Source organism: Geobacillus jurassicus NBRC 107829 (genome assembly GCF_001544315.1).
Taxonomy (GTDB): domain Bacteria; phylum Bacillota; class Bacilli; order Bacillales; family Anoxybacillaceae; genus Geobacillus; species Geobacillus jurassicus.
Genome location: NZ_BCQG01000024.1, coordinates 26,492 through 51,668 on the forward strand (window position 1 = coordinate 26,492; position 25,177 = coordinate 51,668).

The 25,177-nt window shown below is 47.3% G+C and carries 26 protein-coding genes and 1 pseudogene; 17 read left to right on the top strand and 10 right to left on the bottom strand.

Annotation, left to right across the window (positions count from 1 at the left end):
* The first annotated feature begins 30 nt into the window (after positions 1-30).
* The 5 genes from GJ1_RS08565 (at position 31) to GJ1_RS08585 (ending at position 2,991) form a co-directional block, all read left to right on the top strand.
* Positions 31-270 carry a DUF2249 domain-containing protein gene (locus GJ1_RS08565; RefSeq protein ID WP_066231145.1) on the top strand — a complete coding sequence of 80 codons (240 nt, stop codon included), beginning with the start codon at positions 31-33 and terminating at the stop codon, positions 268-270.
* Complete coding sequence (locus tag GJ1_RS08570; protein WP_013146125.1) at positions 267-476, top strand: DUF2249 domain-containing protein; 210 nt, start codon at positions 267-269, stop codon at positions 474-476. Before GJ1_RS08565 ends, GJ1_RS08570 begins: the two co-directional genes overlap by 4 nt.
* Positions 473-1,723, top strand: coding sequence for a hypothetical protein (locus tag GJ1_RS08575; RefSeq protein ID WP_066231148.1), 1,251 nt, complete (start codon positions 473-475; stop codon positions 1,721-1,723). The genes GJ1_RS08570 and GJ1_RS08575 overlap by 4 nt, the downstream gene beginning before the upstream one ends.
* A gap of 21 nt (positions 1,724-1,744) precedes the next feature.
* Complete coding sequence (locus GJ1_RS08580) at positions 1,745-2,047, top strand: metal-sulfur cluster assembly factor (protein ID WP_044732107.1); 303 nt, start codon at positions 1,745-1,747, stop codon at positions 2,045-2,047.
* Positions 2,048-2,241: 194 nt separating this feature from the next.
* On the top strand, positions 2,242-2,991 hold the full coding sequence (locus tag GJ1_RS08585; RefSeq protein WP_066231152.1) for a Fic family protein: 750 nt from the start codon (positions 2,242-2,244) through the stop codon (positions 2,989-2,991).
* A 102-nt stretch (positions 2,992-3,093) separates the two neighbouring features.
* Here the strand turns inward: GJ1_RS08585 and GJ1_RS08590 are convergent, their stop codons facing one another.
* The 4 genes from GJ1_RS08590 to GJ1_RS08605 form a co-directional block, all read right to left on the bottom strand.
* On the bottom strand, positions 3,094-3,339 hold the full coding sequence (locus tag GJ1_RS08590; protein ID WP_066231154.1) for a hypothetical protein: 246 nt from the start codon (positions 3,337-3,339) through the stop codon (positions 3,094-3,096).
* A gap of 212 nt (positions 3,340-3,551) precedes the next feature.
* Complete coding sequence (locus GJ1_RS08595) at positions 3,552-5,678, bottom strand: heavy metal translocating P-type ATPase (protein WP_066231157.1); 2,127 nt, start codon at positions 5,676-5,678, stop codon at positions 3,552-3,554.
* The gene (locus tag GJ1_RS08600; protein ID WP_044732109.1) at positions 5,668-6,039 is read right to left on the bottom strand and encodes an ArsR/SmtB family transcription factor; all 372 of its coding nucleotides are present in this window, start codon (positions 6,037-6,039) and stop codon (positions 5,668-5,670) included. Before GJ1_RS08600 ends, GJ1_RS08595 begins: the two co-directional genes overlap by 11 nt.
* 201 nt (positions 6,040-6,240) lie before the next feature.
* The gene (locus tag GJ1_RS08605) at positions 6,241-7,008 is read right to left on the bottom strand and encodes an alpha/beta fold hydrolase (protein ID WP_066231160.1); all 768 of its coding nucleotides are present in this window, start codon (positions 7,006-7,008) and stop codon (positions 6,241-6,243) included.
* A 118-nt stretch (positions 7,009-7,126) separates the two neighbouring features.
* Between GJ1_RS08605 and GJ1_RS08610 the strand changes: the two genes are divergently transcribed.
* The 4 genes from GJ1_RS08610 (at position 7,127) to GJ1_RS08620 (ending at position 9,480) form a co-directional block, all read left to right on the top strand.
* The gene (locus tag GJ1_RS08610) at positions 7,127-7,933 is read left to right on the top strand and encodes a Cof-type HAD-IIB family hydrolase (protein ID WP_066231162.1); all 807 of its coding nucleotides are present in this window, start codon (positions 7,127-7,129) and stop codon (positions 7,931-7,933) included.
* A 198-nt stretch (positions 7,934-8,131) separates the two neighbouring features.
* On the top strand, positions 8,132-8,284 hold the full coding sequence (locus GJ1_RS18645; protein WP_015374103.1) for a hypothetical protein: 153 nt from the start codon (positions 8,132-8,134) through the stop codon (positions 8,282-8,284).
* A 2-nt stretch (positions 8,285-8,286) separates the two neighbouring features.
* Positions 8,287-8,496: a DUF3813 domain-containing protein gene (locus GJ1_RS08615; RefSeq protein ID WP_066231165.1), complete on the top strand. Its 210-nt coding sequence runs from the start codon at positions 8,287-8,289 to the stop codon at positions 8,494-8,496.
* 120 nt (positions 8,497-8,616) lie between these two features.
* A complete protein-coding gene (locus GJ1_RS08620) occupies positions 8,617-9,480 on the top strand; it encodes a DegV family protein (protein ID WP_066231168.1) in 864 nt (287 codons plus the stop codon).
* A gap of 69 nt (positions 9,481-9,549) precedes the next feature.
* On the opposite strand, the gene GJ1_RS17795 is transcribed toward GJ1_RS08620, so the two are convergent.
* On the bottom strand, positions 9,550-9,708 hold the full coding sequence (locus tag GJ1_RS17795; RefSeq protein ID WP_083509978.1) for a Fic/DOC family N-terminal domain-containing protein: 159 nt from the start codon (positions 9,706-9,708) through the stop codon (positions 9,550-9,552).
* 276 nt (positions 9,709-9,984) lie between these two features.
* Here GJ1_RS17795 and GJ1_RS17800 point away from each other — a divergent pair, with 276 nt between their 5' ends.
* Together GJ1_RS17800 and GJ1_RS08625 are read left to right on the top strand one after the other, a co-directional pair.
* Positions 9,985-10,116, top strand: a complete 132-nt coding sequence (locus GJ1_RS17800; protein WP_008879040.1) for a DUF3941 domain-containing protein — start codon at positions 9,985-9,987, stop codon at positions 10,114-10,116.
* 189 nt (positions 10,117-10,305) lie between these two features.
* Entirely contained in the window at positions 10,306-10,797 is a 492-nt protein-coding gene (locus GJ1_RS08625; protein WP_013146140.1) for a YajQ family cyclic di-GMP-binding protein, read from the top strand.
* A gap of 382 nt (positions 10,798-11,179) precedes the next feature.
* Here the strand turns inward: GJ1_RS08625 and GJ1_RS08630 are convergent, their stop codons facing one another.
* Complete coding sequence (locus GJ1_RS08630) at positions 11,180-12,070, bottom strand: Rpn family recombination-promoting nuclease/putative transposase (RefSeq protein WP_066231170.1); 891 nt, start codon at positions 12,068-12,070, stop codon at positions 11,180-11,182.
* A 1,401-nt stretch (positions 12,071-13,471) separates the two neighbouring features.
* Between GJ1_RS08630 and GJ1_RS08640 the strand changes: the two genes are divergently transcribed.
* The 4 genes and pseudogenes from GJ1_RS08640 to GJ1_RS17810 all read left to right on the top strand — a co-directional run.
* Entirely contained in the window at positions 13,472-14,527 is a 1,056-nt protein-coding gene (locus GJ1_RS08640) for an RNA-guided endonuclease TnpB family protein (protein ID WP_066231176.1), read from the top strand.
* 306 nt (positions 14,528-14,833) lie between these two features.
* The gene (locus GJ1_RS08645; protein WP_066231179.1) at positions 14,834-15,559 is read left to right on the top strand and encodes an ABC transporter ATP-binding protein; all 726 of its coding nucleotides are present in this window, start codon (positions 14,834-14,836) and stop codon (positions 15,557-15,559) included.
* A 4-nt stretch (positions 15,560-15,563) separates the two neighbouring features.
* Positions 15,564-16,343 (top strand): ABC transporter permease, encoded by a 780-nt coding sequence (locus GJ1_RS08650; protein ID WP_245629368.1) that lies wholly within the window; start codon positions 15,564-15,566, stop codon positions 16,341-16,343.
* A gap of 94 nt (positions 16,344-16,437) precedes the next feature.
* Positions 16,438-16,581 (top strand): annotated as a pseudogene (locus GJ1_RS17810) (DUF1572 family protein); the annotation flags it as partial.
* Positions 16,582-16,712: 131 nt separating this feature from the next.
* Here the strand turns inward: GJ1_RS17810 and GJ1_RS08655 are convergent.
* A complete protein-coding gene (locus GJ1_RS08655; protein ID WP_066231183.1) occupies positions 16,713-17,033 on the bottom strand; it encodes a hypothetical protein in 321 nt (106 codons plus the stop codon).
* Between the two features lie 597 nt (positions 17,034-17,630).
* On the opposite strand from GJ1_RS08655, the gene adhP reads away from it, so the two are divergent.
* Entirely contained in the window at positions 17,631-18,641 is a 1,011-nt protein-coding gene (gene adhP / locus GJ1_RS08660) for an alcohol dehydrogenase AdhP (protein WP_013146145.1), read from the top strand.
* A 303-nt stretch (positions 18,642-18,944) separates the two neighbouring features.
* Complete coding sequence (adh, locus tag GJ1_RS08665; protein WP_066231186.1) at positions 18,945-20,462, top strand: aldehyde dehydrogenase; 1,518 nt, start codon at positions 18,945-18,947, stop codon at positions 20,460-20,462.
* A 35-nt stretch (positions 20,463-20,497) separates the two neighbouring features.
* Here the strand turns inward: adh and GJ1_RS08670 are convergent, their stop codons facing one another.
* From GJ1_RS08670 to GJ1_RS08680, 3 genes are read right to left on the bottom strand one after another with little or no spacing between them, the layout of a single operon-like run.
* On the bottom strand, positions 20,498-21,952 hold the full coding sequence (locus GJ1_RS08670; RefSeq protein WP_013146147.1) for a sigma-54-dependent transcriptional regulator: 1,455 nt from the start codon (positions 21,950-21,952) through the stop codon (positions 20,498-20,500).
* Positions 21,953-21,965: 13 nt separating this feature from the next.
* Positions 21,966-23,606: a GAF domain-containing sensor histidine kinase gene (locus tag GJ1_RS08675; RefSeq protein WP_066231191.1), complete on the bottom strand. Its 1,641-nt coding sequence runs from the start codon at positions 23,604-23,606 to the stop codon at positions 21,966-21,968.
* Positions 23,607-23,611: 5 nt separating this feature from the next.
* Positions 23,612-24,760, bottom strand: a complete 1,149-nt coding sequence (locus tag GJ1_RS08680; RefSeq protein ID WP_066231194.1) for an iron-containing alcohol dehydrogenase — start codon at positions 24,758-24,760, stop codon at positions 23,612-23,614.
* Positions 24,761-25,177 lie beyond the last annotated feature (417 nt).

A 25,177-nucleotide genomic window follows, 5' to 3' on the forward strand; every position in this document is an offset into this window, starting at 1 on the left:
TATCATAGCAGCCAAAAGGGGGGAAAGCACATGGGTGTGACAATTGAACTCGATGTGCGCGAAGATTTGCAGAAGAAGCGCGAACCGTTTGAAAAAATTATGAACGCCATTAAGCCGCTAAAACCGGGCGATACGTTCATTTTGCACGCTCCGTTCAAGCCGCTGCCGCTGTTTCCGATTATGAAAGCGAAAGGGTTTACGTACAAGGCCGAACAAATCGAGAAAAAACATTGGAAAGTGACGTTCACGAAACAGGGGGGAGACGAATGATCCTCGACAACCGCGGGCTCGAGCCGCCGCAGCCGATGATGCGGACGCTGGCCGCCCTCGCCAAGCTCAATCCGGGTGAAACGTTGACGATCATCAACGACCGCCGCCCGATGTTTTTATATGAACAGCTTGATGAGCTCGGCTACCGGCACGAAACCGTCGCACGCGAAGACGGCAGCTTTGAAATCCGCATTACGAAAGGATGAGCAACGTGTTTCCCACTCGCACGGGGACGGAAACAGACGTCCGGCTGCCGTTTTCGTTTATCACGTTTGCTGTTTTGTCGTTTGTTGCGTCGCAAGTGTTGCTTCTGACCGTCATTCCGTCACTGGCCAGCGGCGCGTTCCGGCTGCCGCTCGTCTGGGCGGCGGCTCACCTCGGCTTGCTTGGCTTCGCGTTGATGACCGCCATGGGGGCGATGTACCAGCTCGTTCCCGTCGCCTTTTTGACGCCGATTTGGAGCGTGCGGCTTGGCTTTTGGCAGTTTGCCGTGACAGCCATTGGCATCGTTGCGTTCGCGATCAGCTTGGCGGCGGCGCCGACTAGGGCTTTTCTGCCCGGTTTGTTGCTTTTGCTTGGCATCGTCCTATTTGTCTGGCAAATGGCGATGACGTTAAGAAAACAAGAAACGAAAAACGTGATGACGCTCTTTGTCGCCACGTCGTTGTTGTTTTTGCTGCTGACGGCAGCCGCCGGGGGGCTCTTGGCGTTTCACTTTTTCGCCGCCACAGGCGCCGACAGCCATGAAACGGCATTCGTTCTGCACGTATTGTTTGGGCTGTGCGGCTGGTTTACGCTGCTCATCATCGGCTTTTCGTACAAAATGGCGCCGATGTTTTCGCTCGCCCACGGCTTTTCACTTCGGCCGGCGCGCTGCGTGTATGCGCTGTACACCAGCGGCATCGCCGTGTCTTTGCTTCACTTGTTCCTGTCGGGGCAGGTGTGGCTTATGGTGGGGACGGCCTTGCTCACGAGCGGATTCACCGTTTTCGCCTGGCATATCCGCACCATTTTGCAAAAGCGGATGAAAAAAGCGCTGGACCGTCCGTTCCAATTTTCCGTCACGGCGGTGGCCATCGGCCTTGCGCTGCACGCGACTGCCCTTGCCGCCATCATGATTGGCAGCGGACGGTGGATTGGCATTATCATCTACCTTTCGGCGGTCGGCTGGATCGGGTTTAGCATCATCGGCTATTTGTTCAAAATCGTGCCATTTTTATGGTGGACGCATCGCTACAGCGAAAAAGTCGGCCAACAACACGTACCGACGTTAAAGCAAATGATGAACGAGCGAGCCGTCGCCGTCCAATGCCGCCTATGGCTCATCGCCCTCGCGCTCGCGGCCGTTGCGCTTGCGACCGCGAGCGTGCCGCTGTTGGCCGTCGCTCAAGTATTGCTGGCTGGACTAAGCGTCGCCTTTGCCGGAACGATGTTAGCGGTTTTCCGAAAATAAGCCAATGAGGAGGAAACTACGATGGATGTCCGCGAACTCGCCATGCAACAACTGAAAACGGTCATTGACCCGGAGCTTGGCATTAACGTCGTCGATTTAGGGTTGATTTATGACTTGAAAATTGAGAATGGCCATATCGATGTCCTGATGACGCTCACGACCCCTGGCTGCCCGCTTCACGACTCAATCGCCGGCGGCGTCAAACGGGCGCTCGAACAAATCGCCGGCATCCGCGACGTGCGCGTCCAAGTGACATGGAACCCGCCATGGACGCCGGAGCGGATGAGCGAAGAAGCGCTTCGGCAGCTTGGCTATTTTGCTTGAAACGATCCACTCTTCCCCCCTTTTTAGCCGTTCGTCCGCGTTAGGCGGGCGGTTTTTTTTTCACTGTCCTGCGGCCGCTAGACACTCCCCCGGCCCCTATTTTTGTATAATGTAGAAAAAACGAGAGCCGTCAATTGGCTATTCAAAGGAAAAACGAATCGACACCGCGAATCATATACCAAGAGGTGAGAGCGATGTTTGCCAAAATCGATGAGCTGAAACACCGGTTGGATGCGTTGCGCCCTTTGCCGCCGGGGTTGGTGAAAAACTTGCGGGAATCGTTTCGTATCGAATGGACGTACCATTCTAACGCCATCGAAGGCAATACGTTAAACTTGCTGGAAACAAAGCTAGTCGTAGAAGAAGGAATTACCATTGGCGGAAAATGGCTTAAGGAACACTTGGAAGCCATTAACCATGCGGAGGCGATTGACTTTATTGAACAGTTAGTCGCAAACAAAGAACATTTGACCGAGCACGTGTTGAAACAGGTCCATTATTTAGTATTAAAGAGCATTGACAATGAAAACGCGGGGAAATATCGAACATACAATGTGCGCATTTCTGGCAGCGCGTACACCCCACCCCACTTTTTGCACATACAAGATGAAATAAATCGATTGTTTTCTTGGTATGAAACGAATCAACATGCTCTCCATCCAATCGAACTGGCGGCTCGTTTCCATTTTCAGCTCGTATACATTCATCCATTTGCTGATGGAAACGGACGAACCGCCCGCTTAATGATGAATTTCATTTTAATGCAGCACGGCTACCCGCCCGCCATTGTGAAAGCAAGCCCAGAACAACGTCAGCAATATTATGAGGCGCTGGAAGAAGCGAGCGTAAAAGGAGAAGTTACTCCATTCATTCAACTGATCGCCGCATGTGTCGAAGAAAGCTTGCGCCACTATTTGCACGCGTTAGGGATTGAGGACGAATGAAACAGCGCAAAACGAAAAAGACACGGAAGTGAACATGATTCCGTGTCTTTCCTTCTTCTTGCCCCACTCCTCCGAGGCCGCCTCCGGTTGGCGTTTGATCTGCTATTCAAGCAACACATTCAACAACCATGCCATCAAAGGAACGATGACAAAGAAGGCCAAGGCGATGTACCCGAAGCACCGAATCCACCAGGGAAATCCTCGCCAATCGAGGGCTTTCCGCTTCATCGCCCCTCCCGCTGCTATCCGATCCAACTCTTCGGTCGACGAAAACACCCGGTCATCCATCCGTTGAATCTCTTCTGCCCATTGTGCTTCGTGCATCTCTTCTTCTCGAGAGCCCTTCATGACGCCCCCTCTTCCCCATTGATTTTCATGAACAGACAAAAACGATGTTTCCATCCAACAACGGCGATCCCCAAGTTCAGCCATTCGCTATGTTTCATCTTCATGATACCATCTCTCATCGACAAAGGCTATCTATCTTTTCCAATCATTTCATACACGAAAACAAACACTAAGTTAGACAATGCATCGAAACGCTGCCCGCAAGCCCCCTCTCATTCCTTCACCCGCAACAGGCGCATGCTGTTGAGTGTCACTAGCAGCGTTGCGCCCATATCGGCGAACACCGCGAGCCAAAGGGTGAGCCAGCCCGGGATGGCGGCGGCGAGCGCCAACGCTTTGAGCCCTAAGGCGAAGGCGATGTTTTGCCGGATGACGGCAAGCGTTCGGCGCCCAAGGCGAATCGTGTACGGCAGCTGGCGCAAATCGTCGGCCATGAGCACGACATCAGCCGTTTCCAAGGCGGTATCCGTCCCCGCCCCGCCCATCGCCACGCCGACATCGGCTGCGGCCAAGGCAGGGGCGTCATTCACCCCGTCGCCGACCATGGCCGTCACGCCGCAACGTTGTTTCAGCTCGCGAATCGCAGCCAATTTCTCTTCCGGAAGCAATCCGGCGCGAATATCGGATACGCCCGCTTGGCGGCCGATGGCCTGCGCGGTTTGCTCGTGGTCGCCCGTCACCATCGCCACTTCCGCCACCCCAAGGCGCCGCAGCGCGGCGATCGTGTGCGGGGCGGACGGCCGCAGTTGATCGGCCGCGGCGACAAGCCCCAACAACCGATCAGCGGTGCCAACGGCCATCACCGTTTTTCCTTCTTTGCGGAAGGCCGTGATTTGTTGTTCCGCTTCATTCGGCAACTTGCCGACCAAACTAGTGAACAAGGCAGGGCTGCCGATATAGTATGTGTCCCCCCCAATCACCGCCTTGACCCCTTGGCCGGTGAGCGATTGAAACCCATCGACGGACACATCGAGAAACGGCGCTCTCTCTTCTTCCGCTTTGCGGACAATGGCCGAAGCGAGCGGGTGCTGCGACCGATTTTCGATGGCGGCGGCGATGGTCAACAGTTGTTCGCGGCTTCCTTCATACACGACGATATCGGTCACAGCTGGCTCTCCTTTCGTCAACGTCCCGGTTTTATCAAAGGCTACGGCGCGCAACCGGCCGATTTGTTCCAGATGAACACCGCCTTTAATGAGCACGCCTCGCCGGGCCGCGTTTCCGATGGCCGTGACAATCGCCACTGGGGTGGAGATGACGAGCGCGCACGGACAGCCGATGACAAGCACGGCCAAGCCGCGGTACAGCCAATCAAGCCAATCGCCTCCTATCATAAGCGGCGGCGCGATGGCGACAAGCAGCGCCGCCACGATAATAAATGGCGTATAATAGCGGGCAAACCGGTCGACAAACGCTTGCGATGGGGCCCGCTCGGCTTGCGCCTCTTCGACGAGATCGATCATTTTCGCCAATGTCGTCTCATCCGCTCGTTTTGTCACTTCAACTTCGAGAAAACCTTCTCCGTTCAACGTTCCGGCAAACACTGGATCGCCCAGGGCTTTTTCTACCAGCAAGCTCTCGCCGGTAATCGCCGCCTCATTGACTGTTGACGCACCATCCACGACTACACCATCCAAGGCGATTTTTCCGCCCGGCTTGACGATCATCACCTCCCCGACGCGAACGTCCTCAACGGGAACGGTCATTTCCTCCGCGCCGCGCCGAACGATCGCTTCAGCAGGGGCCATCTCCATCAACGAAGCGATCGACCGCCGCGCGTTCTCCATCGAGTAGCGCTCGAGTGCTTCACTAATAGCGAACAAAATGACAACAACCGCCCCTTCCTGCCATTCACCGATCGCCGCCGCACCGAGAATGGCGATCGTCATTAACGTCTTCATATCAAACTGCCAGCGGACCAAATTCCGCAGCCCTGTCCAAAACAGCGAATAGCCGCCGATCACGATCGCCGCCAAATACATCACGACCGCCAACATCCCCCTGTCCGCCGCATCCGCCGCAACGCCAAACAGAAGCAGCGCCACAGAGGCGAAGACATTTCGATTTTCTTTTCGCTTCCAAAACGGCTCCCGCCTGGCCGGGCGTTCGCGTTCTTCACGAATTGTCAACTGTTCAAACGCCCCCGCCTGCTCCAGCTGTTCGATCGTCACTTCGCCCCAAACGGTAAGCTTAGCGGCGCCGAAATTGACTTTCGCCTCTTTGACGCCGGGCAAGGCTTTCACGTTTCGCTCAAACTTGGCCGCACAGTTCGTGCACGTCAGTCCTTGCACCCGGTACGTTTTCGCTTGTAGTTGGTCCAACGCCTGTTCATTCCGCACGGCGATCCCCCTCTTTCTGGTGGGCGAGCGCGACAAGCAACAGCTCGCGAATATGTTCATCATCAAGCGAATAAAAGGCAAGTTTTCCATCTTTCCGGTATTTCACGATTCCCTGTTTGTATAGAATGCGCAAATGATGCGATGTCGTTGCCACCGTCGCGCCGATCACGTTCGCTAGGTCACAGACGCACAGCTCCTTTTCGCCGCAAAGCGCATACACGATTTTCGCCCGGTTTTCATCGGCAAGCGCCTTGAAAAACGGCACGATCGCGGCAATGTTTTCATCACGAAGCCGCCGCTGAACCCGTTCAACCTTCTCTTCGTCATAACAGTAAACATCGCAGACATCATTGCGACGCATTTCCTCTCTCTCCTTGTCAACATTCAAATGTTCATTTGAATATAGAATACCATATCCCCTCCCTATATTCAAATATTCATTTGAATGAAAAGCGTGCTTCGCATGTAAAAAATCCGCCTTCTTTGTTTCAAAAGGCGGATTTCATTTTGTAAGGCCCACTCTAACTTGCCGGGGCAATGTGTTCGCTGTCGTAGATGTTGCTTACACATACTCGCGAAACCAGCGCACCGTCTCCAGAAACGCTTCACGCGTCACTTTATGGCCGGCGTGCGGATCGGCGATGAATTGCAGCCGGTCCTCGTTTCCTTCATAAAGTGGTTTAATTTGCTCGTAAAACTCATATGTATAAGCATACGGGACGACTTGGTCGGCTTTCCCGTGCCAGATGAACAGCGGCCGTCCGGCGAGCTTTTCCGGCTGCTTGGATAAATCGTAGCGGGCGAGCTTTTCTTTTTCGAGCGCAAGCAGCGTCGGCGGCATCGGGATGTCGATGCGGCGTCGTTTCGCTTCATCCATCATCGCGTCAAAAAACGCGCTGTAGTTCGGACAGCCCATGAGCGCCACCGCTGCCTTCACCCACGGATAAACGGCAAGCGCGCCGAACGTGATGATCCCGCCCATCGACGTCCCGGCGAGCCCGATCCGTTTTGGATCGGCAAGCCCGTGATTCACCAGTTCGCTTTTCATCTCGTCGATTTCGGTGATCGTTCGTACGACAATGTCCCAAAATGACAGCTGCAGTTTCCGTTCGCTTAAGCCCTGCCCCCGCTCGCCGTGAAACAGCGCGTCGGGAAGCACGGCGCGGTAGCCCGCTTCCGCAAGCAAATAGCCGAAATGCAAATTATGTTCTTTCGCGCTTGTAAAGCCGTGGATAAAGAAAATGAGCGGCAGCCGTTCGTCCCGCTTTTCCAGCTTGACAACGTGAAGAACCGGCACGCCAGCCAATAGTTCTTTTTCAACGATGACCATTGCAGTTCAAACCCCTTCTGTCTTTTTCCATCGCTGTATAGTGTATCATATAGACAGCGATTTTGGAAAAGAGTTACACTATGTAGTGTGAAGAATAACGAAGGCAAAGGAGTCGAACATGAAGCCGTATTTAATCGCCCTGGATTTGGATGGAACGTTGCTCAAAGAGGATAAAACGATTTCCCCGTTCACCAAAGACGTCATCCGCCGCGCCATCGACGCCGGCCATCTCATCGTCATCGCCACCGGTCGGCCGTATCGTGCGAGCCGCATGTATTATGAAGAGCTTGGGCTTACGACGCCGATCATCAATTTCAACGGCGCGTTTGTCCATCACCCGCGCCAGCCGTCGTGGGGCGTGCGCCATTCCCCGCTGCCGCTCTCGGTCGTCAAAGACATTGTCGAGCTTGGGGAAACATACCGAATCAAAAACATTTTAGCGGAAGTGATGGATGACGTGTATTTTCACGAACATGACGACATCTTGCTTGACATTGTCCGCCTCGGCAATCCAACGATTGAAATCGGCGATTTGCGCCGCTCGCTTGGCAAAGACCCGACAAGCGTGCTCGTATATACCGACAGCGATCATATCGAACACATTCAATCACATTTGTCAAACGTATACGCCAACGTCCTACACCACCGGCGCTGGAACGAACCGTGGCATGTCATTGAAATCATCCGCCACGGCGTCCATAAAGCTGTCGGCCTCAAACAAGTTGCCGACTGCTTCGGCATCCCGCGGGAACGCGTCATCGCCTTTGGCGATGAAGACAACGATTTGGAAATGATCGCATGGGCCGGTCTTGGCGTCGCGATGGGCAACGCCATCGAGCCGTTGAAAACCGTGGCCGATGATGTGACAAAAAGCAATGAAGAAGATGGCATCGGCTTGTATTTGCAAGACATCCTAGGCCTGTAGCCTTCTTCCCGTTCAGAAAGACCCGGAACGGATAACGCCTCGCTCTTGTGATGCCATCAGCCCACGCGATTCCCCATCGAGCGAAACGGATGGATGAACGATCCGTTTGTAACGAATTTCCTTACTACTGTTCCCTGTCCGCGGTTACACTATACATGACGCAACGCGCGTCTTCATTTTTTAAAGGGGGAATCCGTCATGGGCAAACGGAACAAATCGAAGCGTTTCGTCCAGCAAAGCGTCGATGCGGTCGAACGGCATGACAAGCGAATCCCTTATCACTTGACTTACGCCGAAGCGGAAGCGCGCAAAGCAGAAAAAGCGGTGGAAACGTCGCTTGGAGGAGCGTAACGATGGGCAATCGTCTTTTCCAGGAAGCGCGCAAAGCAGTCGCGCAGGCGAAACAAGCCGCGAACGGCGAGATCAACATGAGCGTTGACCGCGTTGACCGCGCCATTGCCATTGCCAAAAACGCTTTGTCATCCGCGTACGCGCATTCCAACACGGCGGAAAAAGCGCAGTTGCGTCAATTTCAAGCCGAGCTTGATGAGCTCACCCAATAACGGCTGCGGGCTTTCCGCAGCCATTTTCTTCCCTAGGGCCGCCATTCCCATTGTGTTTTACTGTCAAAACCGCTACACTAAACATATGAATCGTGATTCATCACTAAGGGGGATTTCCATATGCCCATCCAAATCATCACCGACAGCGGAGCAGATTTGCCGCAATCGTACATCCGCGAGCATCAAATTGCCTTTTTGCCGCTTGTCGTCCATTGGAACGACCAAGATTACAAAGACGGCGTGACGATTGAGCCGAAACAAGTGTATAACGCCATGCGCGGCGGAGATGTCGTGAGAACCGCGCAGCCAAGCCCCATGGCGATGAAAGAGCTGTTTTTGCCATACGCCAAAGAAAACCGGCCATGCCTTTACATCGCGTTTTCATCCAAGTTATCCGGTACATACCAAACGGCGATGGCCGTGCGCAGCGAGCTGCTCGACGAATATCCGGAATTTCGCCTGACGATCATCGATTCAAAATGCGCCTCGCTCGGCCAAGGGCTCGCCGTCATGAAAGCGGTCGAGCTGGTCGAAAAAAACACGCCGTACAACTTGCTTTGTGAAACGATCGAAGCGTATTGCCGCCATATGGAGCACATTTTCACCGTCGACAACTTGGACTACCTCGCGCGCGGCGGACGCATCAGCAAAGCCGCCGCAGCGTTCGGCGGACTGCTCAACATCAAACCGCTTCTCCACGTCGAAGATGGCGCCCTTGTCCCGCTTGAGAAGCTGCGCGGGCGAAAAAAAGTGTTGAAACGCATGGTCGAACTGATGGGCGAGCGCGGCGACGATCTGCAAAAGCAAACGATCGGCATCAGCCATGCCGATGACGAAGAAACGGCGCTCGAGTTGAAGCGAATGATCGAGGAAACGCACGGCTGCACGCGCTTTTTCCTCTCCGACATCGGCAGCGCCATCGGCGCCCACGCCGGTCCGGGGACGATTGCCCTCTTTTTTCTGAACAAGTATATTGAAATATGACATCTTTCCCGCCGAACGAAACAAAGGCGCCTGCACAGCACAGGCGCCTGTCCTCATCACCGAAGCTGATCAAGAAGGTTGTAATCCTTCCATTTTCGTCGACTGCACCGCTTCCTTCAGCATGATCGGTGTGAGCAGGAATCGAGGATGCAGCTTTGAATGTCGAAGCATCGTTTGGTACTCAACCATCGTCTTATTCGCTTCGATCAACTCACGAAGAAAACGCATTTGATTCACTACATCTTCACCAAGCGGAAGCTTGAAGGGGACAAACGGTTTTCGCTTCCTTTTTCATTCCCCTTTACACACATTTTAGATAAAAATCGATCGTTAACGATCCATATTTATCATGTTACAAACATTGATCATACTCTGAAGCGAACCATTTGTTAAGAAAAATTCTCATGTCGCCCTTCCACAAACTACCTCCGCCCATTTCGATATATTTCATTTCCATTTGCCACATACTAATGATGCACGATCGGAATTAAGGGAGGGCGACCCATGCCAAACACAAGCGACAACGACAAAAAAGCGCGCGACAACCAAGCGAAGCGACATGAGAAAAACATGATGCGCGAGAAAAACCGCGAAGCGGGGAAATTCGCGTATTCGAAGAAGACGGATCATTTATGATTGGCGTAATGAAAGGCGGCTGAATAACCGCCTTTTTTGCTTTGTCTTTCTCCATTTCGGCATGATGTCATATACCAGCCACTTCCAACCAAAAAGACGAAACGAACCTTCTTGTCCCCTTGCTTATTGTTGCCTTCCCACCCACCATTTCCTATAATGAAAGTACATCACACGCCCGGGAGGTTGCTTATGTCGAAAGAAAGTTCGTTTGACATCGTTTCAAAAGTCGATTTGTCGGAAGTGGCGAACGCAATCAACATCGCCATGAAAGAAATTAAAACACGCTATGATTTCAAAGGAAGCAAAAGCGATATTTCGCTGGAGAAAGACGAGCTCGTTCTCATCTCGGACGACGAGTTTAAGCTTGAGCAGCTGAAAGACGTGCTCATCGGCAAGTTGATTAAGCGCGGGGTGGCGACGAAAAACATCCAATACGGCAAAATCGAGCCGGCTGCAGGCGGCACGGTGCGCCAGCGCGCCAAGCTTGTCCAAGGGATCGATAAAGAGAACGCGAAAAAAATCAACACGATCATCAAAAACACCGGCCTAAAAGTGAAAAGCCAAGTGCAAGACGACCAAATCCGAGTCAGCGGCAAAAGCAAAGACGACTTGCAAAAGGTGATCGCCGCCATTCGCGAAGCCGATTTGCCGATTGACGTGCAGTTTGTGAACTACCGTTGAACACTCCCCGATTTGCCCTAGCGTTTAAAGACAAGATATTGGAAAGACGCTGATTTCCCCACTTACTGTGCGAATCGCTTAGAAGTGGGGAATCTTCTTTCACTGCCTAGAAGCTTGGTGATTTCATTGACAATGGGGCGCGAAAAGCATTTCTCTCAGATGGTGTTGCAAAAACGAGGGTAAAAACTCGAAGTGACACATAAGGATGCAACACAACACATGGAGCCCATAGCGATGGAATCCATACCATCGCGGCTATTCGAGTCCATAGTTTTTCAAATTTTTGAAGGTGACGCATAGATGAAAGCCGCCGAAAAACCGACGCCTCGGCATTTCGACGGCTCCCCGCTTGCCCATTGGATGGAGTTCCATTCTTATGTTGTCACTTTTTCAGCCTCTCAATTTTCTCGATCGGCAATCCTGTCAGCTCATGAATCGTTTCTACATTATACCCTTTGGCCAGCATTCTCTTCGCAATGTCCGTTTTCCCTTCCTCAATTCCTTTTTTGCGTCCTTGTTCCATTCCCTGTTTTATTCCTTGCTTTATTCCCCGTTGTTCATACGAGATGATGAGCTCCATCACTTGTTTCGCTTCCTTCGTCTCCATTTGGCTCACCTCGTTTCGCAGTTGGATTTCCTCTTGTTCGGACAGCGTCAAATACGTTTCAAAAAATCCGAACAACAGCCGCTGCCTCGCCTCGTCAAGCTCAAGGCGGACAAGCATGCGCAAAAACTCTTTTTTCACTTCAATCCTTTCGTCTTCATTATACCCCATTTTGCTTAACAAGGCGGCGGCAACCGGATTGTCTTGGCGGATGTACTCGCGCCACGGCAGTTTGCGCAATTCCACCGTCAGAAAGCGAAAGTCAACAACGGTCAAGAACGGAAACTGGATCATAAATGAGGAACGTTCGTGGTAGGGTTCATCATAACTGAAGATGGCCATCGGGAGAATGCGGCGGCGGTATTTTTGAAACAAGCGGCTGAAATAGATGAACATTCGTTCAGAAAACGTTGATTGCGTATAGCTTTGGTGTTCGACGTGGACGATGATCAGTCCATCTTCCCCTTTCAGCTTCGTCTCGACCAATAGATCGACACGGTGCTTCTCCCCGGCGATGACGTCGGTAAAGACTTCTTCCGAGAGAAAGGAAAGATGGTGGAAGTCAACCTGCTCGTAAACTTTCGGAAAGAAGAGAAGCAAAAACTCTTCAAAAAACGTCGACAACAACTCTTTGAACAACCGGTCATGGTCCGTTCGTTGTTCGGCCACGTTTTCCCTCCTTACCAGCTGGATTTCACCGTATCCTATTCGCTCTTTCCCAAACAAAATCCTTCTTCTTTCTTTGCTTTTTTCTTCCTTCTCATGCGCTCCTTCCTATGAATCACCGAGCACGATCCGTTCCCGAACACCTTCCTTTATAAATCGAGCAGGAGGGGGCGGCTATCCCATACCCATCAAGTTAAGAATTTTGGTCTTTGTGCATCGTCAAAAACATGGTATCCTTTCTAACGAACACTCCACGTTAGAAAGGATTTTTTTCATGGAAAAGTTCCATGGGCAACGTTTTGCCCTCCACCCAGCATGAAAATCACCCTTGGAGGCGCACGCATTTTCACGGAAAACGACCCTCTTTTTACACAAGCTCACGGAATCCCTGTCTTGGCGTGTATTTTTGATCGGTTTCTAATGTCACGTTAATTTTAAATATTTACATTTTTTTGTTTTCTTGTATAATACGCTTAAGTTTGAAAAAGAAAGGGTAAAGAGAATATGGGCGGAAAAAATCATAGACCAACGAAAGGACTGGCTATTACCACCGCTTTATCTGCTCAGTGCGCTTAGGCTATAGGGCAAGGCATTACTCATTTGTGGCAAGCGAATTCTGAACTATATAAGTTGCAATAAAGAATTTCCGATTTTTCGTTTCTGCTTTCATCTCAATACGAGCTGATATGGTATAACGTGGAAGGCAGCCAGCTGGATGTAAAACAAAAATAGAAAAAGCTATTATCGCTGCCACCGGTGCTACAGATGCTACTCGTTTTGTACAACCAACCGGCGATTCAGTTGCACACCTAGAAAACTCCATATCTTTTTTACAAACTGCTATCTATGATATCCATAATATTATAGAATCCTACGATGACCTCCTCAAAAAATGCGTTGAACTTGAATATAAGGGAAATCCATTAGTTTCACAAATTAATAAATGGAACCTAAAAGATAAGCTGGAAAAGAACCTATTCTTACCACCATCACAAGAAATGTGGGAGTTAGTCTCAGGAATTATTGAGCGAGATAATCTGGTAAAATATTTTAAATGGAAGAGAGATTTATTTAAAAACACAATAAACCCTTTACAGGATCTTATCAAAGTTTTGGAGACTTGCAAAAAAGTGGCAAAAGTTGACCCAGAACTTTTTGTTAAATGTGTTGAATTTAATCAAATACCTTTACAGAAAAAACGTCTGAAAGCCCACGGTTTCAATCGTGGGATGAAAGAAGGCGTTGCTCGGTAATCCTTAATCGGATTGCTTCGAGCAGCCATTTTTATCTTTAAGTGTCGCAGTATAATCGTTAAACGGATATAATTCATATATGGAACAAGAATATCGAAGAACGAAAACAACTGAACGCTATGTGGAATCTCAAAAGAAAAGGGGTGAATCCATGCCCACGATCACACTAAGGCTGGAACTGCACAACCCAACGAAAGTCAAACAAGACATGTATGAACGGATGACAGAAGTGAATACCGCCTTTGCGAATTGGCTGTTGAATCATCCCAAGCTGAATCAAGCGACGAGCAAACTGTTTAAAGAGTTTTCGTCGCAGCGGTTTCCTTCCGCCGTCGTGAATCAAACGATTCGAGAAGTGAAGTCCCAAAAGAAAAAACAAAAGGCAAAGAAGTTCCGAACATTTTGGTGTTGCTTTAACAATCAAAATATAAAGGTGGAAAAGAAAGGAGCGTTCTACACGGTTTCCTTCCCTACAATGGAGAAACGAATTGGCGTGCCTGTCGTCACGCGCCCCTATCAAGAAGCATGGCTGGATCGGCTGATCCATGGAACCGCCAAACAAGGGGCGGCCAAGCTCTACAAAAAGCGAAAGAAATGGTGCTTGGCGATCGCGGTCGCATTTGAAGTCAAGCCGCGGCACGAAACAAAGGTGATGGGGGTTGACGTTGGGCTTCGCTATATCGCCGTTGCCAGCGTAGGGACGAAATCGTTGTTTTTCAAAGGGAACCAATGCGCCTTTGTGCGCCGACGATATGCGGCTTTGCGGCGAACGTTGGGCAAAGCCAAGAAGCTTCATATGATTCGCAAAATCGGCCGTAAAGAGTCCCGCTGGATGAAGGATATGAACCATAAAATCAGCCGTCAAATCGTCCGTTTTGCCCTTGCCAACGGTGTTGGCGTGATTCGGATGGAAGATTTGGCGGGGATTCGGAAACGAGCCGCTTCGGCCAAAGAAGCAGGACGAAATCTTCATTCGTGGGCGTTCCATCAACTGCAAACGATGATTGCCTACAAAGCCGAAATGGCGGGCATTCGGGTCGAGTGGGTGAATCCCACCTACACCAGTCAAACTTGTCGTTGTGGCTATCGAGATAAAGGAAACCGGAACGGCATCCACTTCCAATGCCAAAAGTGCGGATACACCATCCACGCCGACTTGAATGGCGCGATCAACATCGCCAAAGCGATTTCGGGCTTCGCCGCCTAACCTAGCGCACTGGTCACAGGTGCGCCGCCCATTGGGGTACATCTTAACCCGATGGGACGGGGTGATGACACACCCCTGAACTTGGGCGTTGTCTGAACCAGAAATGGATGAGGACGCGAACGACCCAAGAATCCCACGCCCTTTAGGCGTGTGGAGTGTCAATGTGGTCCCTCCTATTCCTACAAGTGACGACATACTAAAACATGCTCCGTCTCAAGTCCCTGCGAGTTGGTAATAATCCTTTGGGGTGGTCCTCAAGATTTTTCAAGACCACCCTAGCTTATTAAATTGAAAGGGTAGAAAAAAATGATTGCAGTGCAAGACGTAAACAAAATCTATCCGCCAAACCGCCAAGTATTACATAATGTTTCCCTCGAACTGGTTGAAGGGGATCGGCTTATTCTTTTAGGGCCGAATGGAGCCGGAAAGACTACTTTAATAAGATGCATCATCGGGCTTACTGCACCAGACAGCGGTAGCATCTATGTAAATGGAGTGGATGTTGTCCGCCATCCAGATGAAGCGCGCGAGTCGATTGCGGTTGTATTTGAAGAAGCTGACAACTCCTATTCCTATTTAACTGTTTTGGAAAATCTCTTATACTTCGGCTTGCTGAACAAATGGAGTCGTGCTGAAGCAAAACGAAGAGCTGAACGAATGATGGCCGTGTTGAATCTAACCCCATACGCTGAGCGTCTTACCCAAACCCTTTCACGTGGTATGAAACAAAAACTGGCATTTGCGATCGCCTTAATGAAAGGAGCGCCGTTTTTGTTCCTTGATGAGCCAACTCTTGGCCTTGATGTTGAGTCTCAGCATCATATCCGAACCATGTTAACGGAAGAAAACCAATGGTGGAAAGCCGTTCTCATCACCACCCACGACATTCCTTTTGCCCACGCCGTTGGAAATAAGTTTGTCTTTATCCAAGACGGAAAAATCGTTTGGAGCGGCACGAAAGAACATTTTTCAACTCCAGCCGACCTTGAAACTCATTTTTTAGCCGCTATTCGTTCCAACCTATCCACCTAAGGAGGTGAGTCGGTTGTCCCCGCAAATTTTGAATGTAGTATTGGCGTCCTTTTTGAAAAAAAGGGCAGAGTATCGTCGGTATTGGTTCGATTTTACCGTTGGGCTTATCATTAAATTTGTCTTTTTTCTCGGTACGCTGTACGCAAGCCCGATACAGACCGGAAAAGAAGCGACGGTCAAACTGTTCGGTTTCAGCCTTTGGTACTTAAGCGCTCATTTGATCTCGAAGCTCGGCAACACGGTGATCGAAGAAGCGTATCTCGGCACCGCCGAGCAAGTGCTTTCCACCAAGACTGCTCCATGGAAAATTTTGATCGGCGTGGTGATCGCTGAAGTCGCGTTATCGTCCATGTGGGTGACGCTCTTTTTCGTTTGTGCGGCTTTGATGATCGGATTTTCCGAAATTCTCTCGGGAATCGTATCCATGATAACGGAGATCGTCGTATTTGGCGGCGTAAGCCTCATCGGGATGACGGGAATCGGTGTGTTCATTTTAGGTCTGTCCCTTCGCTTAAAGCAAGTTGGGGCCGTTACCGAGGTGCTGCTTTATTATTTATTGATCTTCTCGGGATTTTTTCTATCTTCGAATGTATTGCCGACAGCGTTTCATATTCTTAACTACTTTTCTCCCCTTTCTTGGGCCGTGCAAGGAGTGAATGAAGGCTGGCCCGTATTCTTTCCTGCTCTCGGCATCTCGCTATTATGGCTGGCCATGGGCTCATTGGTCTTGAAGCAACAATGGCATTGGGCGAGAAAAAACGGAAAAATCGGAAGCTACGTATAAAAGAGCGGACGTTATCCCTCACATTTCGCACCCTTTCGGCGAAAATCGAGAGGATGTTTTCGCGACAATGCTGAATGAATCCTCGACACTCAGGGAAAGCAAAGGAGTTTTCATAGCCATTGAGCGGCAAATGTACCATTATTCGTATCATATCGGGCAAATCGTCTATATCGCGAAACAGCTGAACCGAAACAACTGGAAAATACTGACCATACCACGAAATCGAAAAACAACATAGGCAGCTCCCTATTCGAATGATCATGCAAACGCCATCCGCCCCTCGGAACCGTCAGCCGATAGATAAAGGTGGATGACTTCTTTTTGTTGCTTGCTGTTCCTTCACAATCATACCGCTTATCGGGATCATGGTCAGCGCCGTGAAAGTTTCACAATGCCGACCAACAAACAAACCATCCCCACTCCCCACGCCAGCCCCGCCTTGCCGAGAAGAAGGGAGATTTCTTCGGATGCCTGTGTATGGGTAAGATCAAAGGAAATGGCTCTTAACGCAAAGTAGGCGGCAATAGAGAGCAGCAGAAAATGAGCAAAAATCCAATGGAATGCCAAACGACGCGTACGATTCTTCCGCCAAAGGGAAACGACCGTCATGGTGGCGATCAACATCACGACGGAAAAAACGCCAATGAGTAAATCCATCACTTCCTCTTCCATCGGCAAATGTTTATGCATGTTTACAGCCCCTTTCATCAAGGTAAGGTGATATTTCTTCTATACTTCTCTTTCCATTCCTCCTCTTCCTTCTTTAATATTGGCTCTTCACCACAAAATGCACTTGACAAAGAAAGATGTTCATAATAAAGAAAATCAAAATAACAATTTTCCTTTTTATACCATTTGCCTCATTTGAGCAATATTACTTTCTTTTTTCACATATAAAGCAACCGCCATGTTTCATATCCTAACGTACAATATTGTTCTGCAACAAAGAAGCAAGTCATCAAGACTTTGTGAAAACTTTCTCATCAAAATATGACAATTTTTTGAACAAACTTGCCGAACATTCGGAGAAAATGGACGAAATCTTGGCACATTTCCCCTATAAAATCTCTTTAGGCGCTGGCGAAACACATTTTATTTCTTCTCAACCGCTTATTCGCCAATCCTAAAGAAGACGGCGGCCGTATTGCTTTTCAAACTCAGACATTTGCTTGCTTGAAAAGTTCTTTCACTTTATCACCGGTTCCTTTTCCCTGTTACTATTGCTTGGCACGATTTTTGCGTTTCATAGCAGGCGAAACAAAAAATTTTATAAAGGAGATGGTGAGAATGAAAGCCGCCGTTGTTCACAAATTCAAACAAAAACTTCAAATTGAAGAAGTGGAGAAACCAAAACTAGGGTATGGCGAAGTGCTTGTGAAAATTGAAGCTTGTGGCGTCTGCCATACCGATTTGCATGCGGCCCATGGAGATTGGCCGGTCAAACCGAAACTTCCGCTTATTCCTGGTCATGAAGGAGTAGGAATCGTTGTTGAGGTCGGCGAGGGAGTGAAATCAATCAAAATTGGCGACCGTGTTGGCATTCCATGGTTATACTCGGCATGCGGTGAATGTGAATATTGTTTAAGCGGTCAAGAAACACTTTGTCCACATCAATTAAATGGTGGATACTCTGTCGATGGCAGTTATGCAGAATATTGCAAAGCCCCGGCCGATTATGTCGCACGAATTCCTAAAAATCTCGATCCTGTACAAGTTGCTCCTATTCTTTGTGCTGGAGTCACAACGTATAAAGCATTAAAAGTTTCAAATGCCAAGCCTGGTGAATGGGTCGCTATTTATGGAATCGGGGGATTGGGCCATATTGCTCTTCAATATGCCAAAGCAATGGGATTAAATGTCGTTGCTGTTGATATCAGTGATGAAAAGGCAGAGCTTGCAGCAAAGTTAGGAGCTGATATTACAATCAATGGCCTGCGTGAAGACCCCGTAGCAACAATTCGTGAAAAAGTAGGCGGAGTGCATGCAGCTATTAGCGTTGCTGTAACGAAAAAAGCTTTCGAACAAGCCTATCAATCCGTTCGACGCGGTGGTTGCCTTGTCATCGTTGGACTGCCTCACGATGAACTACCGATCCCTATTTTTGACACTGTATTAAATGGCGTTACAATAAAAGGTTCGATCGTCGGTACACGAAAAGATATGCAAGAAGCTTTAGATTTCGCCGCACGCGGAAAAGTTCGCCCCATTGTGGAAGCGGTACCATTAGAAAAAATTAACGAAGTATTTGAACGGATGGAAAAAGGCCAAATCAATGGCCGCATTGTTTTAACAATGTAACACAAAGCGGCAGAAGAACAATCCTAAATTTTCTAGGGGAACGGGGAAAAATGGCGATTTTTTCAGCATTGCCTGTTTTTAGTTTAGGCACAGATCGATATCATAAAGTTTATCATTTTGAGAAATCGACCGGTTCAACCACCAGTGCCTAGTAAATCACCTGCTTTCTAGTATTACGAAAAGTGCTATCCGATTATGTCAAACTCTTAGGGGAAGATTCCCCTTCCCCTAAGAGCATATCTGAATGGAAAATAGCTTAATTTAAACATCTTTCTGAAACCTTATTACACAAGGAGGATGCAAATGATTTACAGCAAACCAGGCGAAAGAGACGCAAAAGTTCAATTCAAAGCAAGATACGATAACTATATTAACGGAGAATGGGTGCCGCCTATTTCAGGCCAATATTTCAAAAATATCACGCCCATAACAGGAGAAGTGTTTTGTGAAGCAGCACGCTCGCAGGCTGAGGATATTGAATTGGCATTAGATGCCGCGCACGCGGCAAAAGAAGCTTGGGGAAAAACATCCCCGGCTGACAGAGCGTTGATTTTAAATAAAATCGCTGATCGAATGGAAGAAAACTTGGAAATGTTAGCGGTTGCCGAAACATGGGATAACGGCAAACCGATCCGTGAAACGTTAAACGCCGACCTGCCCCTAGCCATCGATCATTTTCGTTATTTCGCTGGAGCCATACGCGCCCAAGAAGGAACAATCAGCCAAATTGATGACGATACGATCGCGTACCATTTTTATGAACCACTCGGCGTTGTCGGGCAAATTATCCCATGGAATTTTCCATTATTGATGGCAGCATGGAAAATTGCTCCTGCGCTTGCTGCCGGAAACTGCATTGTGCTAAAACCAGCTGAACAAACTCCGGCATCGATTATGGTGCTTATGGAGCTGATTGGCGATCTGTTGCCTCCTGGAGTGCTCAACGTTGTCAATGGGTTCGGATTAGAAGCTGGCAAACCATTAGCTTCTAGTCCACGTATCGCCAAAATCGCGTTTACCGGTGAAACAACGACAGGGCGGTTGATTATGCAATACGCTTCACAAAATATTATTCCTGTTACACTGGAATTGGGCGGCAAATCCCCAAACATCTTCTTTCCTGATGTAATGGAAAAAGACGATGACTTTTTAGATAAAGCGATTGAAGGATTTGTCATGTTCGCTTTAAACCAAGGCGAGGTTTGTACGTGCCCTTCTCGTGCTCTCATCCATGAGTCCATTTATGACGAATTTATGGAGCGCGCTCTTGAACGCGTGAAAAAGATTCGAACAGGAAATCCGCTTGATACAAGCACAATGATGGGAGCGCAAGCTTCAGCAGAACAAATGGAAAAAATTCTTGCATACATTGATATTGGAAAACAAGAGGGCGCCGAATGCCTAATCGGCGGCGAAAAAAACATAATCCCTGGATTCGAAAACGGGTATTATATCAAGCCAACCGTATTTAAAGGACATAATAAAATGCGCATTTTCCAAGAAGAAATTTTCGGTCCAGTAGTCTCAGTAACAACGTTTAAAGATGAACAGGAGGCTTTGGAGATCGCTAATGATACGTTGTACGGCCTTGGTGCCGGGGTATGGACGAGAAACATCAACTTGGCTTACCGTTTCGGAAGAGGCATTCAGGCAGGAAGAGTTTGGACAAATTGCTATCATGCTTATCCGGCCCATGCTGCTTTTGGAGGATATAAACAATCTGGGATCGGCCGTGAAACCCATCATATGATGTTAGCGCACTATCAACAAACGAAAAATTTACTCGTTAGCTACAATCCAAAACCATTAGGATTTTTCTGATCAATCAAGCAACAAAAAGCTGATCCGAAAGCCATTTACGCTTTTGGATCAGCTCCTTTTTCTTTTAATAAATATCTTAATGTTCGTACGGTGATATTTAACCGTTCTGCTGCTTCTTTACGATTTCCTAACGTTTCTTTTAACATTTTCAGTACAAAAGATCGGCCGATTTTCGTTTCTAGTTCTTTCACTGAAGATAATACATGTTCAAGATCTAACCGATCACTGTTTCTCCATAGTGCTAGCACACCATTCATCCATTCTTGCAAATAGGCTTCTAAGTCTTCTACTCCATCTTTTGGACTTCGCACGCTATTCGATACTTGCCCTAAATGCAACGGAATCTTAAGCTTCTCCGGCAAATAGTCAAGGGTGATCACCTCTGTTTCTCCTTCCGCTAAAGTTACCGCCCTTTTAACAACATTAAACAATTCTCTCACATTCCCCGGCCAATGATACTGTTTCATCTGGGAAATACAGTCCTCTGAAAACGATAGAGGTGTATTAAGTTTTTTTAAAAAATAATCAATCAAAATTGGAAGATCTTCGAGCCGCTCTCGAAGCGGAGGAATGGTAAGTTTCACAACATCTAATCTGTATAATAAATCCTCTCTAAACGTCTTCTCCTCGACTGCTTTTGCCAGATTGACATGCGAAGCAGCAATAATGCGTGTATTCGTTTTGCGGATCGTTTCACCCCCGACGCGAATATACTCCCCTGTTTCCAGCACTCTTAACAGTTTTACTTGCGTTGCAAGAGACGCTTCTCCAATTTCATCTAAAAATAACGTGCCACGGTTAGCAATTTCAAAAATCCCCTTTTTTTCTTTTACCGCTCCTGTGAACGCCCCTTTTTCATGTCCGAACAATTCGCTTTCTAACAGTGTTTCCGAAACAGCGCCACAATTCACCCCAATAAAAGGCTGATCATAGCGCATGCTCGCGTTGTGGATAAAATGAGCGAGCACTTCTTTTCCAGTCCCAGTCTCTCCTTCAATCAACACATTCACATTTTTTTTCGCAATTTTATAAGCTAATTTAAGCAAATCATTCATCTCTTTATTTGTTCCAACGATGAAACCGAGCGTCTCAGCCAACTTATACATATCATCTTGGGATGAAAGAGGACCATCACTTAATAATTCATCGATTAATCGCTCTAACTGTTCAATATCGTCAAACGGTTTTTCAATATAGTCGTTTGCTCCATGTTTAATCGCTTCAACTGCTGTCTTTATTGTGCTATAGCCTGTCATTACAACCGCTTTACAAGAAGGATATGAGCGTTTTAACTGTTTTAATAAATTTAAACCGTTTGCATCTGGAAGTTTCACATCGATGAAAGCAAGATCAAACTTGTATTGTTGAATCAACTGAAAAAAATCTTTCCCGCTAAATCCAAGCTTGACCTTGTTCCCTTTCCCTTCTAATAAATGTTGAAAAAACGTTCCAACTTCCCTTTCGTCATCAATAACTAAAATATTCCCCACTCATCTCCCCCCCTTATTTCTTTTTTGGAAGTTTTAATATAAACTCACTTCCTTTACCAAGTTCGCTGACCACCTCAATCGTTCCACCGTGCGCCTCAGCAATCCCTAAACTAACAGACAGCCCAAGCCCGGTTCCCTTACCTGGCCTCTTCGTTGTAAAAAATGGATTAAAAATTTCCTGCAAATGTTGTTCTTCTATTCCTTTTCCGTTGTCACGGACCGATAGAACAACCCAATGTTCTCCGGCTTCAACGATCGACTTTGTTTCTATGACAATGATTTTCTCTGGAATATCCATCTCTTCAAGCGCATCTTTAGCGTTTATTAATAAATTTAAAATAACCTGGCTTATCTGTTGAAGGTTTCCTTCAATCAATTCAATGGAAGCGTCTAATCTTTTTTGAATACTAATATTTTGTTTGCAAATTTGATCACCAATTAACCCTAATACTTGTTCAACGGCATCATTTATAGAACAATCTTCAAACCTATATTCATCTTGTCTTGAAAATGTCAATAAATTTTGAATAATGGTTTTGCAGCGTTTCCCGCATGAATAAATATCAAATAGCAGTTTATATATACGATCATCTTTTGAAAAAGACCTCAACAACAGCTGGGCATTGCCAAGAATGGCGGTGAGAGGGTTATTCAATTCGTGCGCAATTCCAGCAGCCATTTCCCCAATTGCAGCTAACTTTCCTGATTGAACAAGTTGGGCTTCAATCTGCAATTTTTCAGTAATGTCATTGAGATACATAATCACAGCGTACATATTTTGTTTTTCATTCAAGACGGGATAAGAACGCAATTCGCATACCCTCTGCTGGATATGAATACGCCGATGAACAGATTTTTTTGTTTCTAAAATTTCCACGATCGGGCTTTCCTTTGGATTAATTGATAACAATTTACATATATCTTTTTTATACAAGTCAACTTGAAAAAACTCGTTAGCTGCATCATTATACCGTAAAATATTCCCTTCTAGGTCGACGAGGAATATCATTTCTGAAACAGCTCGGAATGTCTCTTCCCATTCTTTTTTACTGGTAAGTACCTCATTATAAAGACGGACATTTTCAATACAAACCGCCAGTTGGTCGCAAAATTGCTGAAAAAAGGACAGATCATCTTCATCATACACCACTTTTTCCTTGCTTCCTATACTCAGTACCCCGATCACCTTTCCTTTGCTAATAAGTGGGATCAATAATACACTGCGAACTCCTAAGGCGTTATATACAGCTGCTTCAACATACAAATCTTCGTCTTCTTCTATTTGATAAAAAATTTTTTCGAGCGATTGTACGACTTTCCAATAGAGCGACCTCTCTTTTGGCAAAACAAAACCAATAGGAAAATACAAAGAGTGAGCGGGATATACATTTGTTAACACTAATTTATGATTTTCACATAACGATAAGCTGATTCGTTCCACTGGAAAAATTGTTTTCAATTTGTCCATACTATTTTTTAGCATTTCATCCATTGATATATCAATATTGAAGCTTTTTGTAATATCATTAATAATCTCCAACTGCATATTTTTCTTTTTTAACTCTGTGACCATCTTTTTTAATTCTGTGTAATAACTTTTTTTCGAAGATTGAACTCCTGTTAAAAGGCTAATGAGTTGTTGCCGGTCATTCATTTTGTTTACCACGCCTTTCTGAATATTCCCTCAATTTCTTCTACAGTGATATCACGAGGGTTGGTGATCATACATGCGTCATGAAAGGCGACCAAACTCATTTTCCGTATTTCTTCTTGTTTCACTCCTATATCAGATAATCGCTGCGGCACCCCAATATCCTCTGCCAATTGTTTTACATACTCAATCGCCTTTCTTCCCGCTTCCATATAGGACATGCCGCGAGTATCAATTCCGAGAAAATAAGCAATATCAGCAAATTTTTTCGGATTCGCCAACAGATTGAACTCCATCACATGCGGAAGCAATATAGAGTTTATATCCCCATGAAGAAGAGGATACCTTCCCCCAACAGCATGGGACATTGCATGAACAGCGCCTAAAATCGCGTTGGAAAAAGCCAATCCTGCCTGTAAACTCGCCATTGCCATATTTGTTTTTGCCTCTTGGTTGATTTTAGAGGCGACAGAAGGGCGTAAATATTTTCCTACTAAAGAAATAGCGTTTTGAGCTTGAACGTCTGTAAGCGGTGTAGCTGCTAAGCTTACATACGCCTCAATGCCATGCGTTAAAACATCTAATCCTGTTGAGGCTGTCAAATGAGCGCTTTTTGTCGATAATGTTTCTGGATCAATGATTGCAATATCAGGAATAAGAGATCGGGAAATGATCGTCATCTTTTTTTTCTCTTTTGTATCAACAATAACAGAAAATTGAGACACTTCTGATCCCGATCCTGCTGTTGTTGGAACCATCACTTGAGGAGGAAGGGGAAATTGAATTTTATCCACTCCCTCATATTCATGAATTTGTCCACCGTTTGTAGCAAGAATGGCGACAGCCTTTGCGGCATCAATAGAACTGCCTCCACCGATTCCAATGATAGCATCGCATTCATTTTCAAGATATGCTTCACAGCCTTTTGTCACTTCTTCATCCTTTGGATTTATTGTTACATCACAAAATGTCGTGTATTTTAATCCTACCTGCCTGCAACTCTTAATGACAACATCGAGCCAACCGGCTTCCGCAACACCTGGATCGCTGACAATCAACACATTTGTCGCACCAAGCCTTAGACAACTTTCCCCTACTTGATGAATGGAACCGTTGCCAAAAATCACTTCGGGCATCACGAACTTATGAATGTTCATCCTCGTGCCCCCTTATTGGCCATCTTCTTTTTATTGCTCAACAACCTTATGTTTTAAGCACTCATTCGACATCTGGATGAAAAATCCTCCTGATTTTCTGCACGAGAAGGAGAAATGAGAGATCAAGACGAAAATCCCTCTATGCTATACAAATAATGACACACTTGGCAAACATGGTGAGCACTGCCTGCAAACAAAAATCCTGACACTGTCCGACCTTATAGGACGCAGCGCCCCCGGATATGTTCGTTCTTCTCAATGTCGTTCCAATACAATCTCGTCTACATTCACCGCCACATCATTTTAGTACATCGCAACGGCTTTCTCACTTTTACCGTCACCGCACCACCTGTAGCACACCATTATTCATATCATATCAGACAAATCGTCTATATTACCAAACATCTGAACGCCGAG

What these genes read in the sequence shown, in the direction of transcription:
- GJ1_RS08565 (WP_066231145.1), top strand. Translation starts at nt 31, where the DNA reads ATGGGTGTGACAATTGAACTCGATGTGCGCGAAGATTTGCAGAAGAAG.
- GJ1_RS08570 (WP_013146125.1), top strand. Translation starts at nt 267, where the DNA reads ATGATCCTCGACAACCGCGGGCTCGAGCCGCCGCAGCCGATGATGCGG.
- GJ1_RS08575 (WP_066231148.1), top strand. Translation starts at nt 473, where the DNA reads ATGAGCAACGTGTTTCCCACTCGCACGGGGACGGAAACAGACGTCCGG.
- GJ1_RS08580 (WP_044732107.1), top strand. Translation starts at nt 1,745, where the DNA reads ATGGATGTCCGCGAACTCGCCATGCAACAACTGAAAACGGTCATTGAC.
- GJ1_RS08585 (WP_066231152.1), top strand. Translation starts at nt 2,242, where the DNA reads ATGTTTGCCAAAATCGATGAGCTGAAACACCGGTTGGATGCGTTGCGC.
- GJ1_RS08590 (WP_066231154.1), bottom strand. Translation starts at nt 3,339, where the DNA reads ATGAAGGGCTCTCGAGAAGAAGAGATGCACGAAGCACAATGGGCAGAA.
- GJ1_RS08600 (WP_044732109.1), bottom strand. Translation starts at nt 6,039, where the DNA reads ATGCGTCGCAATGATGTCTGCGATGTTTACTGTTATGACGAAGAGAAG.
- GJ1_RS08605 (WP_066231160.1), bottom strand. Translation starts at nt 7,008, where the DNA reads ATGGTCATCGTTGAAAAAGAACTATTGGCTGGCGTGCCGGTTCTTCAC.
- GJ1_RS08610 (WP_066231162.1), top strand. Translation starts at nt 7,127, where the DNA reads ATGAAGCCGTATTTAATCGCCCTGGATTTGGATGGAACGTTGCTCAAA.
- GJ1_RS18645 (WP_015374103.1), top strand. Translation starts at nt 8,132, where the DNA reads ATGGGCAAACGGAACAAATCGAAGCGTTTCGTCCAGCAAAGCGTCGAT.
- GJ1_RS08615 (WP_066231165.1), top strand. Translation starts at nt 8,287, where the DNA reads ATGGGCAATCGTCTTTTCCAGGAAGCGCGCAAAGCAGTCGCGCAGGCG.
- GJ1_RS08620 (WP_066231168.1), top strand. Translation starts at nt 8,617, where the DNA reads ATGCCCATCCAAATCATCACCGACAGCGGAGCAGATTTGCCGCAATCG.
- GJ1_RS17795 (WP_083509978.1), bottom strand. Translation starts at nt 9,708, where the DNA reads ATGCGTTTTCTTCGTGAGTTGATCGAAGCGAATAAGACGATGGTTGAG.
- GJ1_RS17800 (WP_008879040.1), top strand. Translation starts at nt 9,985, where the DNA reads ATGCCAAACACAAGCGACAACGACAAAAAAGCGCGCGACAACCAAGCG.
- GJ1_RS08625 (WP_013146140.1), top strand. Translation starts at nt 10,306, where the DNA reads ATGTCGAAAGAAAGTTCGTTTGACATCGTTTCAAAAGTCGATTTGTCG.
- GJ1_RS08640 (WP_066231176.1), top strand. Translation starts at nt 13,472, where the DNA reads ATGCCCACGATCACACTAAGGCTGGAACTGCACAACCCAACGAAAGTC.
- GJ1_RS08645 (WP_066231179.1), top strand. Translation starts at nt 14,834, where the DNA reads ATGATTGCAGTGCAAGACGTAAACAAAATCTATCCGCCAAACCGCCAA.
- GJ1_RS08655 (WP_066231183.1), bottom strand. Translation starts at nt 17,033, where the DNA reads ATGCATAAACATTTGCCGATGGAAGAGGAAGTGATGGATTTACTCATT.
- adhP (WP_013146145.1), top strand. Translation starts at nt 17,631, where the DNA reads ATGAAAGCCGCCGTTGTTCACAAATTCAAACAAAAACTTCAAATTGAA.
- adh (WP_066231186.1), top strand. Translation starts at nt 18,945, where the DNA reads ATGATTTACAGCAAACCAGGCGAAAGAGACGCAAAAGTTCAATTCAAA.
- GJ1_RS08675 (WP_066231191.1), bottom strand. Translation starts at nt 23,606, where the DNA reads ATGAATGACCGGCAACAACTCATTAGCCTTTTAACAGGAGTTCAATCT.
- GJ1_RS08680 (WP_066231194.1), bottom strand. Translation starts at nt 24,760, where the DNA reads ATGAACATTCATAAGTTCGTGATGCCCGAAGTGATTTTTGGCAACGGT.